The 15,576-nt window shown below is 62.1% G+C and carries 11 protein-coding genes and 2 pseudogenes; 11 read left to right on the top strand and 2 right to left on the bottom strand.

Annotated elements, in window-relative coordinates; translation table 11 throughout:
- Positions 1 to 542: 542 nt before the first annotated feature.
- Positions 543 to 1,199: pseudogene (locus CQW49_RS07215) on the bottom strand (IS256 family transposase); the annotation flags it as partial.
- 87 nt (positions 1,200 to 1,286) lie between these two features.
- Between CQW49_RS07215 and CQW49_RS07210 the strand changes: the two are divergent.
- Positions 1,287 to 2,498 carry an ISAs1 family transposase gene (locus CQW49_RS07210; RefSeq protein ID WP_024749405.1) on the top strand — a complete coding sequence of 404 codons (1,212 nt, stop codon included), beginning with the start codon at positions 1,287 to 1,289 and terminating at the stop codon, positions 2,496 to 2,498.
- 15 nt (positions 2,499 to 2,513) lie between these two features.
- On the opposite strand, the pseudogene CQW49_RS25495 reads toward CQW49_RS07210, so the two are convergent.
- Positions 2,514 to 3,133, bottom strand: a pseudogene (locus CQW49_RS25495) (transposase); the annotation flags it as partial.
- A 669-nt stretch (positions 3,134 to 3,802) separates the two neighbouring features.
- Between CQW49_RS25495 and CQW49_RS07190 the strand changes: the two are divergent.
- The 10 genes from CQW49_RS07190 (at position 3,803) to CQW49_RS07145 (ending at position 15,362) form a co-directional block, all read left to right on the top strand.
- Positions 3,803 to 4,303: an RNA polymerase sigma factor gene (locus CQW49_RS07190; RefSeq protein WP_003614712.1), complete on the top strand. Its 501-nt coding sequence runs from the start codon at positions 3,803 to 3,805 to the stop codon at positions 4,301 to 4,303.
- Between the two features lie 126 nt (positions 4,304 to 4,429).
- Positions 4,430 to 5,356, top strand: coding sequence for a FecR family protein (locus CQW49_RS07185; RefSeq protein WP_003614713.1), 927 nt, complete (start codon positions 4,430 to 4,432; stop codon positions 5,354 to 5,356).
- 176 nt (positions 5,357 to 5,532) lie between these two features.
- Positions 5,533 to 7,998, top strand: a complete 2,466-nt coding sequence (locus CQW49_RS07180) for a TonB-dependent siderophore receptor (RefSeq protein ID WP_003614715.1) — start codon at positions 5,533 to 5,535, stop codon at positions 7,996 to 7,998.
- Between the two features lie 814 nt (positions 7,999 to 8,812).
- Complete coding sequence (gene mbnA, locus CQW49_RS26165) at positions 8,813 to 8,905, top strand: methanobactin (RefSeq protein WP_003614758.1); 93 nt, start codon at positions 8,813 to 8,815, stop codon at positions 8,903 to 8,905.
- Between the two features lie 84 nt (positions 8,906 to 8,989).
- Positions 8,990 to 9,820 carry a methanobactin biosynthesis protein MbnB gene (gene mbnB, locus CQW49_RS07170; RefSeq protein WP_065083569.1) on the top strand — a complete coding sequence of 277 codons (831 nt, stop codon included), beginning with the start codon at positions 8,990 to 8,992 and terminating at the stop codon, positions 9,818 to 9,820.
- On the top strand, positions 9,792 to 10,379 hold the full coding sequence (gene mbnC / locus CQW49_RS07165) for a methanobactin biosynthesis protein MbnC (protein WP_003614727.1): 588 nt from the start codon (positions 9,792 to 9,794) through the stop codon (positions 10,377 to 10,379). Before mbnB ends, mbnC begins: the two co-directional genes overlap by 29 nt.
- Positions 10,376 to 11,686, top strand: coding sequence for an MATE family efflux transporter (gene mbnM, locus CQW49_RS07160; protein WP_003614730.1), 1,311 nt, complete (start codon positions 10,376 to 10,378; stop codon positions 11,684 to 11,686). Before mbnC ends, mbnM begins: the two co-directional genes overlap by 4 nt.
- A 76-nt stretch (positions 11,687 to 11,762) precedes the next feature.
- Positions 11,763 to 12,836, top strand: a complete 1,074-nt coding sequence (locus CQW49_RS07155) for a pyridoxal phosphate-dependent aminotransferase (RefSeq protein WP_244441328.1) — start codon at positions 11,763 to 11,765, stop codon at positions 12,834 to 12,836.
- A 412-nt stretch (positions 12,837 to 13,248) separates the two neighbouring features.
- Positions 13,249 to 14,223 carry an MbnP family copper-binding protein gene (locus CQW49_RS07150; protein ID WP_003614734.1) on the top strand — a complete coding sequence of 325 codons (975 nt, stop codon included), beginning with the start codon at positions 13,249 to 13,251 and terminating at the stop codon, positions 14,221 to 14,223.
- Positions 14,220 to 15,362, top strand: a complete 1,143-nt coding sequence (locus tag CQW49_RS07145; RefSeq protein WP_003614736.1) for a methanobactin export MATE transporter MbnM — start codon at positions 14,220 to 14,222, stop codon at positions 15,360 to 15,362. Before CQW49_RS07150 ends, CQW49_RS07145 begins: the two co-directional genes overlap by 4 nt.
- Positions 15,363 to 15,576 lie beyond the last annotated feature (214 nt).

Genomic DNA, 15,576 nt, shown 5'->3' with positions numbered 1-15,576 from the left:
GAGAATGCGGTCTAAGCGTCTCCTTGTCGGGGATTCGGCCATGTCGAGCCAGCTTCCGTGCTTTGGCGTGTAATGCCGAAAGGTGTTGTCTCTAGGTTTCGTCACGGCCGATTTTCTGATTCGTTGGCGCGGAGGAGATTCGCGCCATGCCCGCATCTGTGGCCTGAGGACGGATTATTCGGCCGACGACCTTCGGCGTCTAGCCAAGGAATCGACTCATCGCACAGCCCTGCAGTGACATTTTTGCCGCTGCTTGTGACGCGTCTTCGTAGGTGATTGATTTTATTGGCTGGAGGACCTGGATCCTCAGCCACACTCGAGAAAGCCCCGAAATTCCGCGAGTTTCGCGGCGTCCGAAATCCGGCGACGAGGCATTTTGGACCATGCTGCTGGGCGATGCAATGGCGCGTGGATCCACAGGAGCGCGAGCCTGCGCATCGTGACGCCTCTCGCGCCGTCTCTGGGGCGATGGAGTGCTGTTGTGATATCGATCTGTAATAATTTTGTTCTGAGCTATACGGGATTTTAGGTGACGGGGCGGATCAAGCGGCGGCTTCGGCTTCGCGGGCGATCTCGATTCCGTCGCGGAATGTGACGCCTTTGATGAGTTTCGGCAACTGATTTTGTCCTTTCAGGCGCCGCCAGTTCTTCGACGCCGCCATCACGAGCTTGAACACCATGAGGCGCGCCGTGTCCTGCGAGAGCGCGCCCTTCATGCGCACCGTGCGATGACGGACCGTCGAAAACACGCTCTCGATCGGGTTCGACGTTCGCAGATGCACGAAATGCTCGGCGGGAAAGTCGAAGAAGGTCAGAAGCGTGTCGCGATCCTTCAGCAGGCAATCGACCGCCTTCTGATATTTCGGAGCATATTTCTCGGCGAAGGTCGCGATCGCCGTCTCGGCCGCCGCGCGGCTCGGCGCCTGTCAGATCTCGCGCAGATCCCTGTGGGCGTTCGGTTGAACGGACTTCGGCAGCTTATCGAGGACGTTCAACGTCTTGTGCACCCAGCAGCGCTGATGGCGCGTCTTCGGGAACGCCTCCTCGAGAGCCTTCCTGAAGCCGAGCGCGCCGTCGCCGATGGCGATCTCGGGCCCGATCGCCAAGCCGCGCTTCTTCAGATCGACGAGCAGCTCCTTCCAGCTCTGCGTGTTCTCGCGCATGCCCGTTTGAAAGCCGACCAGCTCCTTCTTGCCCTCCCAGGGCTCCGAATTCGGGTTAACGGCGGTTAACGGATGGGCTCAGGCGTGATTCCCTATCGGCGGAGTGATTCTGGAGCCGCCGTGATGAGCCTCGCCTTCGCAGTTTTCAAAGAGAAGTCGCGTCTGAAAGCGCTTCTCGACCATTTCTCGATCATTGACGACCCGCGCGAGCCCTGGCGCGTCGCGCATCCGCTTCGCGAGGTGCTGCTGCTCGTCGTCTGCGCCTCCATGGCCGATTGCGATCACTTCGACGCTATTGCATCTTGGGGCAAGGCCAACATCGGCTTCCTGCGCCGCTATTTGCCTTATGAGCACGGCGTGCCGGGCGGACGCTGGCTCACCCTGCTCATGAACCGCGTCGATCCGGCGCTGTTCTCGGCGGCCTTCACTGGCTGGGTGCGCGAGACCTGGCCGGAGCGACCCGAGCTCATCGCCATCGACGGGAAGACCTCGCGTCGCAGCCATGATCGCGCCGAGGACAAAGCCCCGCTGCATCTCGTTTCCGCCTTCGCCACCACGAGCCGCCTCGTGCTCGGCCAGGAGGCGGTCGAGGGCAAGAGCAATGAACTATCGGCCATTCCCGTCCTGCTCGATCGCCTTTCCGAAGGCGGCTCGCTGAAAGGCGCGCTCGTCTCCATCGACGCCATCGCCACCAACGCCAGGATCGCCCAGGCGATCGTGGACAAGGGCGCCGATTATCTGCTGGCGGTCAAAGCCAATCAGCCGACCCTGCGCGCCGAGATCGAGAGCGCTTTTTCCGCCGCGACGCGGATCGACACATGCGTCGATTTCGACAAGGGCCATGGCCGCATCGAGCAGCGCAGCGTGAGCGTCATCACCGAGATCGACTGGCTGAACGGCGAGCGCCGCTTTCCGGGCGAGCTGCGCCTGCCGAACGCCGCGACGATCATTCGCGTCAAATCGCAGGCCGAACTTGCCGACCGCGGCCGCTTCGAGACGCGCTATTACATCTCCTCGGCCCTTCTCCCAGCGAAGCGGGCGGGCGAGGCCGTGCGCGGCCATTGGGGCATAGAGAACCAGCTGCATTGGGTGCTCGACGTCGTCTTCGCCGAAGACCAATCCCGCTTGCGCAAGGGCCATGGCGCGAGAAACATGGCCGTCGTCAGGCATTTCGCCATCAATATGATCCGCACCGCCCCCGAGCCCGAGAACAAGCCCATGAAACCGCAGCGCAAGGCCACAAAGCCCACACGCACCAGCATCAAGCTCCGCAGAAAAATCGCCAGCTGGCGCGAGGATTATCTCGCCATCGCCTTGGAAGCCTCAGCCCGTTAACCCGGATTCAGAGCCCTGCTTGCCCTCCGGCGTCGCGCCGATCAGCACCAGCATGCATTCGGCCTGCGGCTCCATGCGCGCTTGCAGATAGACGCCGTCGGCCCACAGATAGACATAGCGCCGCGCCGCCAAATCCCTCGTCTGCCAGCTTCTATAGTCCTCCTCCCACTCACCTTTCAGCCGCGAGATCACCGCTGGCGAGAGATTGGGCGCGTCCTTGCCGAGCAAGCCCGTCAGCACGTCCTGAAAATCGCCGGTGGAGACGCCGGCGAGGTAGAGAGCCGGTAGCAGCGCATCCAGCTCTTCGTCCGCCGCCGAGCCCATTGCGGCAGGATCGATGAGGCGTAGCGGATGCGCGTGTCGTCGCTCGGCGCGCCGCGGTCGCGCGCTTTCGGCTTTTCCACCTCGACCGGGCCAATGCCGGTCTGGATCACGCGCGCCGGATCGCGCCCGTGGCGAACGACCCGCCGCCGCCCGTCCGGCAGCGCGAACTCGGCGTGTGCATCGAGAAACGCCTCGAATTCCGCTTCGACGGCCTGCGCGATGAGCCGCTTCGCCCCCGCTCGCAGGATTTCGGTGAGCGGATCGTCGATTTCGCCTTCCTGCCGGAGGGCGACAACTCTATCCTTATTCATGGCGTAACGCTCCTCTTGGAGGTTCGGGTCGGCTGCACACCAACCCCGTTACGCCGCTCTCCTCACGCCGTCATCACCCAGTTTCCGCCATAGCTCTTTTGTTCTTGACAGGCTTCGCATCTTGTTGACCATTCGCGCATGATCCGAGGCGAGGCCATTCCTCCGCGACTGACGCGCTCGTGGGCGACAAGTAGCCTTGTCGCGCTGGTCGTCCTATTTCAGGTGCTTCTCGTCGTCGGTTCCGTGAGCGGGCGGGTCAATCTCGAAAGTTCGTTGCGGGAGGCCGCGACACCGTTCGCGGATATCTGTCGTCCGGCCCCGGTCAGCGGCGACGAAGCGCCAACACATCCGATCGGGCGCCACGACTGCGCCCTATGCGGCGGCTGCCAAGACGGGATGATGGGCGCCGCTGCGCGCTTCTACCGAAGAGTTCACGTCCCGTCCCCACCATCCGTGTCGATCCCCTGGCCGATCGAAGTCGACGCGATGCCCTCGGCGGTTCGCCGAGAATCGAGTTGGTCGCGCGCTCCACCGGCGGCGCTCTGCTGACGATCCGGAATCCTCAGTCGACGTCGACGGAGCGACCAATATTTTTGCGCCTTCCAAAGAGCGCGCGCGGCGAGCGGCTTGTCACTCGGCGCGGCTGTTACTGGCCAGCGGACGCCGATCATGCCGGACCAAAAATCGAATTTCATTCGCGAGCTCTTTCTGCGCAACAAGCGCGAACTGCTCGACTATCTGAAACGCAGGGTGGGCCCGGACGATGCTGCGGACCTATTGCAGGAGACGTTCCTCAGAGCGCTGCGGCGCGAGGATCACGGCGCAATCGCCGATCCGCCGGCCTTCCTGCAACAGATTGCGATCAACCTCACCAGGGACTTCGCGCGCCGCCGACGGACGGAGGCCAATTGCCTCGTCTTCGGTGACCTGCCGGACGAGGCGCCCTCCAAAGAGGCGACGCCGGGAGACCTCTTCGAAGCCGACGAAGAATCGCGTCTCCTCCGCCAAGCGGTGGACGCGCTGCCGCCACGCTGCCGCGAGGCGTTCATCCTCTACGTTTCTGCGAGGCTGTCTCCTGCGGAGATCGCGAAGCGGCTGGGCATTTCGACGAATATGGCGCAAAAGCATATCCGTCTCGCTCTTCAGCGATGTCGGATGGCGCTGGAATAGCTGTTCGTTGGCGCGATCTCCTTTGTCTGCGCGGCGGTGCGTCGGACAGGGCGCCCATCCCTATCCGCGCGCTGCGGATGAGGCAGCCTGAAAGAAGGACATCATGCCCTGTGTACGAGCGTCGTGATGGAAAAAGACACGGACAAGCGGAAGGCAGCCGACGACGCTGCGATCGACTGGGTGATGCGATGCAATGATGGTCCGCTGTCCAAGAGAGAGCGGGCGGCTTTTCGCGCCTGGCTCCTTGCCGATGAGGCGAATCAAGACGCGTTCGACAAGATTTCGAGCGTCGTCGGCCGCTTGAGGTCGATGAATTTCGAGACCTCGCCCGAGACTCGCGGCAAGCCGCCCGCTGTCTGGTTGTCGGCGGCGGCTGTCGCGCTGACGGCCGCGACCCTCGCTTTCGGTGATCTGGCGACGATGCTTCGGTCGGGCTATTACACTTGGCCAGGTGAGACGAAACTCATCACGCTCGCCGACGGCTCGCGCGTTCATCTCGATTCGAGGTCGGCCATCGCCGTCGACTATCGCGCCGCGGAGCGGCGTCTCGTTCTCCTCGAAGGGCAGGCATGGTTCGAGGTCGCGGCCGACGCCGCTCGCCCATTCGTCGTCGCGGCGGGGCAGGGAACGACGACGGCGCTCGGCACCGCGTTCGACGTTTCGTTGGATCATGGTCGGACCAGCGTGACGGTCGGCGAGCATCGCGTCGCAGTCGTCAGCGGCGGTCGCACCGTGGTCGTCGGCGAAGGCGAGCAGAGCTCCTATGACGACGGAGCTGCTGCGGCGGCCCCGCGCAAGGTCGATCTCCTGCGCGCGACGTCGTGGCGGAACGGTTCGCTGATCTTCGAGAACGCCACGCTCGGCGAGGTCGTCGAGGCCTTCGGGCGTTATCATCGAGGTCATGTGATTTTCGCCGATCCGAATTTGCGATCGCGCCGGGTGACGGGCGTGTTCGATGCGGATGATCCCGTCGAGTCCCTCGAAGAAATCGAGGCGGCGCTCGGCCTGCGCATGACGGTTCTGACCAAATACCTGATCATCCTGTATCGCTGACGGCGCCTGCGCCGCCCCGAGAAGAATAGAAAAAAATTTTCGCGCGCGACCTCCTCTCCCTCGATCTCATGCGTCGAACTCGGTGAAAGACGTATCTGAAGGCGGCTGATCGAGGTAGAGCGATGATGGGGCGAACTGTTCGGCGCAGGGCTGGTGAGAAACACGAGGGCTCGAGAGTGGGATCGACTCTGGCCATGGCCGCTATGGGCGTTTTGACGATCGGCGCCGGCGCCGCCGACTCGCCCGCACAGGCGTCGATTCCGGCGCGAGAGCGCTTGGGGTGGATCCAGAAATATGAGATTCCGCCCGGTTCGATGGCGACGGCGCTCAACACATTCGCTTATGTCAGCGGGCTGCACATCGCATATGACGCGCGCGTGACCGAGCGCCTGACGACCTCCGGACTCGATGGCGCTTTTTCGACGAAGGACGGCCTCGACCGGCTGCTGCGCGGCTCCGGACTCGCCTATCGTTTCGCGGACAATGGACGGTCCGTATCGATCGTGCTGGCGCAGAACGACACGGGCGTCCGCACTGACGCGAGCGGCGCGACGGCGTTGCCGACCATCGATGTCGGACGCGAGGCTCGAAGCGAGAGGGGCGCCGCCGGGGTACGAGGACCGGGCGACAGAGCGACGGGATATAGCGCCCCGTCCGCCACTTCCGCGTTGAAAACGGATACGCCGATCCTGCAGACGCCGGTGGCGGTGCAGGTCGTCACGCGGCAGACCATGGATGATCAGCAGGCGATCAGCATACAAGAGGCGCTCACCACCAACGCCAGCAGCGTGTCTCAGAACCCCTCGGCCTCGACATACGACAGTTTCAACATTCGTGGCTTTTCCACCAATTACGGCGTCTACCGAAACAATTTGAGACGGCACCTCGTCTCCACCCTCGACACCTCCAATCTCCAATCCGTCGAGATTCTCAAAGGCCCGGCCGGCATGCTCTACGGCCGTGTCGAGCCGGGCGGTATCATCGATCTGGTCGTGAAGCGCCCATTGGAGACGCCATATTATTCCTTTCAGGAACAAGCCGGCTCGTTCGGAATGACGCGAACGAGCGTGGACGCCACCGGTCCCCTGACTCCCGATCGAACCTGGCTCTATCGTATCTCCGGCAATTTCATGCACGCCGATTCGTACATCGATTACGCAAATAGTCAGAACGTTTTTATCGCGCCGACGATCACCTTTCATCCCGACGAGCAATTCCGCCTGAATGTCGACGCGGAATTCCAGGACTCGATTCTCGTCGACGTTTATCAGACGATTCCTGCAATCGGAACGCGTCCGGCTTCGGTTCCCATCAGCCGATATCTGCAAGATCCGGCGGTCACCGCCAACAACCCCACCCGGCATACCCGCGAACTGATCGGTTACGATTGGACCTTCGCCTTCGACAAGGATTGGAGCCTGACCAATCGGCTGCTGTATGAATATGGATATCACGGTGTCACGACGACTTATTTCGGTTCGATCAACGAGGCGACGGGCGACGCGACGCGCCGCCTCTTCATGACACCGACTTACGTCGGATCTCTTTCCACCAATCTCGACCTCAAGGGAAAGTTCGAAACCGGTCCGTTGCGGCACGACTTGCTGGTGGGGGGCGACTTTTTCACCGAGAATCAGGATCAATATAATGGTTATCTCGGCGTATCGCCCTATGTGAAGTCGATCAACATCTATGCGCCGGTCTATGGTTCGGGCGTTCCCTACAAGCCTACGCCCAACGCCTTCACTTACGCGCGAGAGAATTGGAAAGGCCTCTATCTCCAGGACATGATCTCGGCCTTCGACGACAGGGCGCATCTGCTTCTCGGCGGCAGATATGACTGGGCGGATGCCGTCAATTCGTTCAGCTCCGTCTCCTATGTCTCCGCCAAGAACGCCGCCGTCACGATTTACAATGAAGCGTTCAGTCCGCGCATCGGACTTTCGATCCAGCCGTTTCCCTGGCTGTCATTCTATGGAAACTACTCTCAATCCTTCGGCGCCAACAATGGCGTCACCGGCGGCAATATTCCTCTGGCGCCGCAGAGGGCCCGGCAATGGGAAGGCGGCGTGAAAGCGGAGTTCTTCGACAAGCGCCTGACGGCGACCTTCGCCTATTACGACATCACGAAGACAAATATTCCGACGCCCGACCCGCTCAATCCGCGGTTCTCCACGCTGATTGGCGAAGCGGAGAGCGAAGGCGTCGAATTCGACCTCACCGGGCGTTTGGACGACAATTGGAGCGTCATCGGCAATTTCAGCCACGACTACGCCGTCGTCACGAAGGACAATAACAAGGCGAATATCGGCCGCAGGCTGCCCTCGGCGCCGCTGAACGCCGGGAATCTCTGGCTCAAATATGACGCCCACGGGGCTTTCGAGGGGTTGAGCCTCGGCGGCGGCGTCTCGATCGTCGGATCGATGCAGGGCGACACCGCCAATGACTTCCAATTGCCGGACTACACGCTCGTCAATGCGATGGCCTCCTATCGTTTCGAGGTCGAAGGCGCAGCCGTCACGGCGCAGCTGAACGTCAAGAATCTCACCGACGCCATCTACTATCCGGCTTCGTTGAATCGCACCACGATCACAGTGGGCGCGCCGCGCACGGTTCTCGGCTCCATTCGCGTGGAATTCTAGGACGTTCGGGTCTTCTTCGCCGGCGGCTCGAACGTTTGCCCAGAGCCGCCGGACGGGCATCCTCACGCTCGCCGATGATCGTTCGAGACGTTTTCCGTCGCGGACGGGAGTCGGCTGCATCCCATGAAGGAATGTGTCGCTTCTATCGATCCGACGACAAAATTTTTCTCCCGCCTTGTCGGATTCCAACGATTTCATTCGTCGTATCTTGTAGCGAGCGCCCCCCGGGATCATCGATGTCGGCGCAGCGGGAGGACCAAAAATGAAACGAGTTTTGAGTCATGTCCCCGTCCTGGGGCGCGCTCCGAAAGGTCGATCGGCGTGGCGGCTCGGACATGTTGCGTGGGGCTGCGAGAGGGAGGCGACTCGCTTCGGCGCTGACGCCGAGAGTTGGACGCCCGCTTTCGCGACAATCGAAACGCCTGTCGGCGATCCGCCGAGCCGCATATGAGGCGCACATTCCACTCAGGAACGGGCAAAGGAGGCGTGAACGCGCGACGCGAAGGGAAAGCGGGATCGAGAATTGAACGGATCATAGGCCCAAGGCGGTAGTGGACCGACATTCGAGGAACTCACATCCGAGTTTCCTGCGCGTCCCAGCGCGCCGATCGGTCAATATTTATACATATTGCCTGTATTCAGTATTTATCCTTGATACGCTAGATTTATTGATATTTTATATTGACAATATATTTGAATATATGTCTTAATAGATATCGCATGCTGTTTGGAGTTGCAGATGCGGCATCTATATTGAGCGTTCCAGTGGGGCGATCAAGTAGGTATAACTTGGAAACTCCCTTAGGAGGAAGCTATGACTGTCAAGATTGCTCAGAAGAAAGTCCTTCCGGTCATCGGTCGCGCGGCTGCGCTTTGCGGTTCGTGCTATCCGTGCAGCTGCATGTGATCTGACTGCGCCGCCGCCCTCGATGTGCTCGGGGGCGGCACTCGCCTCTTCGGGGCGATTCTGGCCGTATTCCACGAGGCGAAGATGCAGATCGGCTTCAACTTCACGCTGACCGGCACGCTCGACATGGTCCAGCAGATGATCAAAGAGCGGAAAATCGACTATGTCGAAATGTTGATCGACAATTTCGTTCATCTCCCGCCCGAGCAGATCGCGGATTCATTCGATTGTCCCGTTGCATTTCATATCATGCTTTCGAAATACCTCGAAAGAGATCGGGAGGAATTGGAGAAGCTCGGGAAGCGGCTGCGCAGATTCATCGACGTGATGCGGCCCGTCTATGTCTCTGATCATATTTTATACTTCACACACAACGGCAGAAGCCTTTTCCATCTCGGCGAAATCGATTATCGAGAATACGACCACGTGCGGAGCAAGGTCGAGCAATGGCAGGACATGCTCGGCACGCGCCTCTATCTTGAGAATTATCCGTCGATCATGGATGGCGCATGGGACGCGCCGTCCTTCTACGAGCGGCTGAGCCGGGAGACCGGGGTCGGCGTTCTCTTCGACGCGTCGAACGCGATCTGCGCTCAGAACAACACCGGCGCGCCGGTCGAGCTGTGGAAGAAAATCATCGAGACCACGCGCCATTTCCACGTTGCAGGATATGGCACGGCTTTCATCGAGCCGCGCGTCAAGGCCGACACGCACGACCGGGAGATGGCGGAGGACACGCTCGATTTCCTGAGCCGGATGCGCACGTCTTTCGACAAGCCCGGCGCGACGATCACTTATGAACGGGATTTCGACATTGACTATGAGTCGATCTCGGTCGACCTGAAAAGACTGCGCGATATTTTCCCCTGCGTCGAGGAAGAGCGTCATGAGCCTGTTGCCCACTGCGCCGGTTAGAATCGACGCCGATCTCTACGATGATCTCGCAAATCCTGCCCGCCAGTCTCTCTATCCCAGGGATTCGCGCGGCTTCATTCGCATCGATATCAGCCTTCGGGCCTACTGGCACACATTGTTCGACACATGCCCACGCCTGCTGGAGCTCTCGGGGCCGAGCGGCGGCGCCATCTTCCTGCCCTTCATGGCCTGGGCCCGGGAGAACAACCTCGCTTTCGACTGGAGCTTTTTCCTCTGGGTCTATGTCTGGCTGCAGCAATCGGAGTTCCGCGAGCGGCTCGACGAGGATCAGCTGCTGCCCGTCATGACCGCCTCCGCGACGCGATGGTTGATGATCGACCGCGACATCGATGCCTGTCAGATCGTGCTGGGAAGCCGCTCGCTCGCCGGCGCAGCCGTCGTCGGCGCCAAGATCGACAGCATCCACTGCCGGCTCGAGCAGGTCCAGCAGGTCGAATTCGAGAAGCCGCTGCCGCTCCCCGACGGCGAGTTCGGCTATTTCCTGACGCCCGGCTTCGAGATCGACCATTTTCCCGGCTGGCGGCCGCTCCCGCGATGACGCGGCCCAAAACGGGCTTCTGGCGCGGCTACTGGCCATTGCTCATGGCTCTGGCCTCGGCTCAACTCGCGCAGCAAGCGGACATCGTGATGATGAGCCGCCTCGGCGGCCCCGCCGCCGGCGCTTATGTGATGATGATGCGCCTAGCGCTCGTCGAAGTCGTGCTGATGACGGCGATGGGCGCGGTCGCATCGACGGTGGTCGCGCAGGCGCAACGAAACGGCGGGGCCGCGCCGGTCATCGGCCGCATCCTCGGCCTGGCCCTGCTGACGGGACTGCTCTGCGGCGCGCTAGGCTGGCTCCTTTATCCCACGGCGGCGAGGTGGCTGGCGGGGGAAGGCGACGTCGCGAGCCTCGTCGGCGAGGGTGTGTTCTGGCACGCGCTGGCGGCGCCCTTTCGGTTTGTGGTCAACATCGGCGCATTCGTCCTCCACGCCCTCGGTCGTGGCCCTTCGGTCGTTCGGTGGAAATTGACCGAGGCGGCGGCCAAGATCGCCGCCAATCTGCTCCTCATGGATGTTTTGGGATGGGGATTTTCGGGCTGCTTCTTGTCCGGCCTCATCGTCGGCGCGCTGTCGTCGATCTGGTGCCGCCGCATGTTGCCGCCGGGCGACGCGAGGCTTTCGCTTCCCGGATGCTCGTGGACGCTGCGCTTCCTTCGTCCGATCTATTGGGAGGCGCAGCGGCTCATATCCGTGCAGCTCGCCATACTCGCCTGCTTCTCCCTGTTCGCGGCGCCGTGGCTCGCGAATTACAGCGTCTCGCGGATGAATTCCTTCGCGGCCGGCCAGACCTTGATGCTGATGCTGTTCACGCCCTTCGTCGCGCTGACGCGATTCCTGGCGTTCCGGCACGCTGCGCTGCGCGACGGCCGGCTCTCGGCGTCGATGTGGAGAGTGTGGGCGCAGGGCGCGCCTGTCGTGGTCGCCGCCGCCCTCGCCTTGCTGGAGAGCGACGAGCTGCTCGGTCGCTTATATGGCCAGAGCGGGCATTGGTGGTCGACGCTGATCCAGGCGCTGGCGATTTCGCTTCCCCTTCGCTTCGCGGCGAATATCGCCCGAGCCTTGTTCCATTCGCAGGGCTCGTTCGCCATGGTCGCAGCCGCCGACGGCGCCGCGTTTTGGCTGATCGCGACGCCGCTTGTCGCCATCGGGCTCTACGTCGACTCCCCGGCCGTCGCTTATTCCTCGCTGATCCTTCCAGAAGCGGCCTGCGCCGCTTGGATGTGGGGCCGGCTCGGAATTCTCGCTTTCCGTGAAAAAGGACCGGTCGGCGCCGACGAAGGCGTGAAAGCTTTGCTCGAATGAAGCGTGCCGAGGGAGAGACAGGCCAATGACGGCGATCCCATGTGAAACGAACGGGCTCACGAGCGAGCCGATCGCGATGCGAGCCAAATCGAGCCTGGCCGTCCCGATATTCGCCGTTGCGCCGCGGCCCGACGGCATCTTGCTCGACAGCAACGAATTTCGCTTTCCTCTCCCGAAGAGGTTTCTGAAACGCGTCGCGGACGAGCTGTGGCCGGTCGATCTGCGATGCTATCCTGATTTCGCCGAAGTGGAAAAAATCAAGGTCGCCTTGGCGCGAGACCTCGGCGTCGAGCCCGACAATCTGTTGCTCGGGGTCGGCTCGACCGAACTCCTCGATTTGATCAGCCGCGCTTTCGGCGAAAGGGACCACAGAATCGTCACGCCGATTCCATCCTTTCCGATGTATGCTCATTACGCCAATCTGAACGATCGAAAATTCGTTCCCGTTCCGCTCGACGACGATCTCTCCTTGTCTTCGAAAGTGGCGGAGGCGCTGCTGCGGGAGCCCGGGAGCAAATCCTTCTATGTCTGCAGCCCGAATAATCCCACCGGGCTTTCCATAGAGCGAGAGACGTTCGACGCTCTCGCTTCCGATCCTCGCGCCATTTTGTGCCTGGACGAGGCATACGCCGAATATTCCGGCCGCTCCTTCGTCACGGAGGCGGCGACACGCGACAATGTCGTCGTCACGCGCTCCTTTTCGAAGATCGGCCTCGCGGGATGCCGGTTCGGCTATGCGGTCGCCTCGAAAAATCTCATCCGGGAACTCGCGAAGGCCGCTCTGCCCTATGCTCTGAACTCCCTCACCTTGCGCATTGCGCAAATCTTCATCGAGGAGATGCCGCTGATCAGAGCGGTCGTCGAGGACGTCAAGCGTGAACGGGCGCGTCTTTCGACCGCGCTGGCGAACCTGCCCGGTTTCCACCCCTACCGATCCGACGCCAACTTCCTGCTCTGCGCGGCGCCTGGCGACGCCGCCGCGCTCGCCCGAAGGTTGATCGAGCTACGAAAAATCTGGGTGCGACCCTTTTCGCCCCAATCGCGCTTACGCGACTGTCTGCGCATCGCGGTCGGTTCGCCGGAGGACAATGACATCCTTCTAGACGCCTTGAGACAGGAATCGACGATCCACGCGCCTCGGTCGGAATGATCTAGAGGCGATCGCGCCCAGCCGCCGATCGATCTTGCGGCGGGCGCCGGCGAAGCTCATGAGAACAGCAAAAAATTTTTCGGGTTCGACCTCCTCGTAATTCGTCTCATGCGTCGAACTTGGTGAGAGGCGATCATGCAGTGTTGATCAACCGAGGCAGGGCGACGACGAGACGGAACGTGCGCCACAAGGCCGCAGAGGAATCGGAGAATTCGAGGTTACGGCCGACTCTAGCAGTCGCATCGCCGGCCCTCTCACGACGGGGGACGGCGCCTATGACCGCCGGCGCGGATCTGCAAAAGGGCCGCGACCGGGAAGCGAATATATTTTCCTTCAGCTATTCCGCTTTCCGCGCGTCTATGCGTAAGGGGCCGATCATTCGCGGGCGGAGGGAATTCGAGGAGGATCGATCATGTGGGAATTGCATAGAGCGCGGACCGCGACAATTGCCGCCGGAGCGCTGATTGTCGCCGGCGCGGCGCTGGCCGCGGGCGTGAAGACACAGCCGGTCGCAGTCCGTTTCGCGCTCGTCGCCGATGGCAAGGAAGTGGGCTGCGGCGCGCCGCTCGCAAACCTCGGCAGCGGGCGCCTCGCCGGCAAGCTGCACGAAGCGCGCCTCTACGTCTATGGCTTCGAGCTGGTCGACGCCAAAGGGAAGCACACACCCATCGCACTGACGCAGAACGATTGGCAATACGCCGATGTCGCGCTGCTCGACTTCAAGGACGCGCGCGGAGGCAACGCCGCTTGCACGCCGGGCAATCCGGCCAAGAACACGACCGTCGTCGGAGCCGCGCCGCAAGGCGCCTATGTCGGTCTCGCCTTCTCTGTCGGCGCCCCGGTGGAGAGCCTCGTCGACGGCAAGCCCGTCTTCGTCAACCATTCCAATGTCGAGGCCGCGCCGCCGCCTCTCGACATTTCCGGAATGGCGTGGAACTGGCAGGCCGGCCGCCGGTTCGTGACGATCGAGGTCATTCCGCCGGCGGCGGTGATCAAGCCCGACGGCTCCAAGTCGCGGACCTGGATGGTCCATGTCGGCTCGACCGGCTGCAAGGGCAATCCGGCGACCGGCGAGATCGTCGCCTGTGCGCATGAGAACCGCTTTCCTGTCGTCTTCGACCGCTTCGATCCGAAGACGCAGCGCGTCGAGCTCGATTTGACGACGCTGTTCGAGAGCAGCGACATCAGCGTCGACAAGGGCGGCGCGGTCGGCTGCATGAGCGCGCTCGATGATCCCGACTGCCCGGCGGTGTTCCGCGCGCTCGGCCTCAATCTCGCCGACAGCGCGCCCGGCGCCAATGACGCCGGCAAGCCATCGAGGCCCGGCGTCTCGCCGATATTCTCTGTCGGCGCCGCAGCGTCGAAAGTCGCGGGCGGCAAGCAATGATGCGCGCGTCGTTTCTCGTACTCGCCGCGCTCGTTCTCGGCGCGCGCTCTGCGGCCGAGCCGGCCCCCGCCTGGAATTGGGACTTACCGAAATACATCCCGCCGCCGCGTGTTCCCGTCGACAATCCGATGTCGGAGGAGAAGTTCCAGCTCGGGCGGCGCCTCTTCTACGATAAGCGCCTCTCCGGCAATGGAACGCTCTCGTGCAGCTCCTGCCATCTGCAGGAGCGCGCCTTTACCGACGGACGCACCGTCTCCATCGGCTCGACGGGCGCGAAGACGCCGCGCAATGCGCCGTCGATCGCCTATTCCGGCTGGCATGGAACGCTCACCTGGGCCAATCCGGCGCTGGTGACATTGGAGCGGCAGATGCTCAATCCGCTGTTCGGCGCCGATCCGATCGAGATGGGCGCGAGCGACGCCAATAAGGCGGAGATCGTCGCGCGCTTTCGCGCCGACGCCGATTATCGCCGATGGTTCGCCGCGGCCTTTCCCGAAATGAGCGAGCCCATCTCCTTCGCGACGATCATCGCGGCGATCTCGGCGTTCCAGCGCGGCGTCTATTCCTTCGACAGCCGCTATGATCATTATCTGCAGGGCGAGGCGCAGCTCACCGAAGCCGAGCAGCGCGGACATGATCTTTATTTCGGTGAGAAGGCGGAATGTCATCACTGCCATGGCAGCGTCGGCCTCGACGATCAATTCGTGCATGCGAGGACGCGCGAGCCGGAGCTGCCGTTCCATAACACCGGGCTCTACGACATTGACGGAAAGGGCGCTTATCCCGCGCCCAATCACGGGCTCTTCGACATCACCGGCGATCCGGACGACATGGGCAAGTTCCGCGCGCCGAGCCTGCGCAACATCGCGCTGACCGCGCCTTACATGCATGACGGCAGCGTGGCGACGCTGGAAGAGGTGATCGACATTTATTCCGAAGGCGGGCGTAAGATCGCGAGCGGGCCGCATGCGGGCGACGGCCGCGCCAGTGCGCTGAAGAGCGGGCTGATCGTGAAGATCGATCTGACGGCGCAGGAGAAGGCTGATCTCCTCGCCTTCCTGAAGACGCTGACCGACGAGAGCCTGATCGCCTCGCCGCGTTTCTCTGATCCCTGGAGAACGCCGACCGCTGCGAAATGAGAAGCAGAGCGGTTTCGACAAGCTCTACCGCTCGCTCTCGAGAAGTTATCGGCTCCACGAGGAAAACATGGAAATCGATTCGCCGAGAGAACGATTGACTCAGCTCCAGCGAAACTTGCCTCTCCCTGCGCGGGGACGGCCGGCGCTTCTGTCGTTTCTCCGCGCCCATGCCGCCGAAATCGACGCCTCCGCGTGCTTGTGGGTGACGGAGATT

It is taken from the genome of Methylosinus trichosporium OB3b (assembly GCF_002752655.1).
In the GTDB taxonomy this organism is placed as follows: domain Bacteria; phylum Pseudomonadota; class Alphaproteobacteria; order Rhizobiales; family Beijerinckiaceae; genus Methylosinus; species Methylosinus trichosporium.
Note: the sequence above shows the minus strand (reverse complement) of the source record. Positions and strands in the feature narration are given on the sequence as shown.

Excerpts from the sequence above, each read along its gene's own strand:
- CQW49_RS07210 (WP_024749405.1), top strand. The coding sequence starts at position 1,287 with ATGAGCCTCGCCTTCGCAGTTTTCAAAGAGAAGTCGCGTCTGAAAGCG.
- CQW49_RS07190 (WP_003614712.1), top strand. The coding sequence starts at position 3,803 with ATGCCGGACCAAAAATCGAATTTCATTCGCGAGCTCTTTCTGCGCAAC.
- CQW49_RS07185 (WP_003614713.1), top strand. The coding sequence starts at position 4,430 with ATGGAAAAAGACACGGACAAGCGGAAGGCAGCCGACGACGCTGCGATC.
- mbnA (WP_003614758.1), top strand. The coding sequence starts at position 8,813 with ATGACTGTCAAGATTGCTCAGAAGAAAGTCCTTCCGGTCATCGGTCGC.
- mbnB (WP_065083569.1), top strand. The coding sequence starts at position 8,990 with ATGCAGATCGGCTTCAACTTCACGCTGACCGGCACGCTCGACATGGTC.
- mbnC (WP_003614727.1), top strand. The coding sequence starts at position 9,792 with ATGAGCCTGTTGCCCACTGCGCCGGTTAGAATCGACGCCGATCTCTAC.
- mbnM (WP_003614730.1), top strand. The coding sequence starts at position 10,376 with ATGACGCGGCCCAAAACGGGCTTCTGGCGCGGCTACTGGCCATTGCTC.
- CQW49_RS07155 (WP_244441328.1), top strand. The coding sequence starts at position 11,763 with ATGCGAGCCAAATCGAGCCTGGCCGTCCCGATATTCGCCGTTGCGCCG.
- CQW49_RS07150 (WP_003614734.1), top strand. The coding sequence starts at position 13,249 with ATGTGGGAATTGCATAGAGCGCGGACCGCGACAATTGCCGCCGGAGCG.
- CQW49_RS07145 (WP_003614736.1), top strand. The coding sequence starts at position 14,220 with ATGATGCGCGCGTCGTTTCTCGTACTCGCCGCGCTCGTTCTCGGCGCG.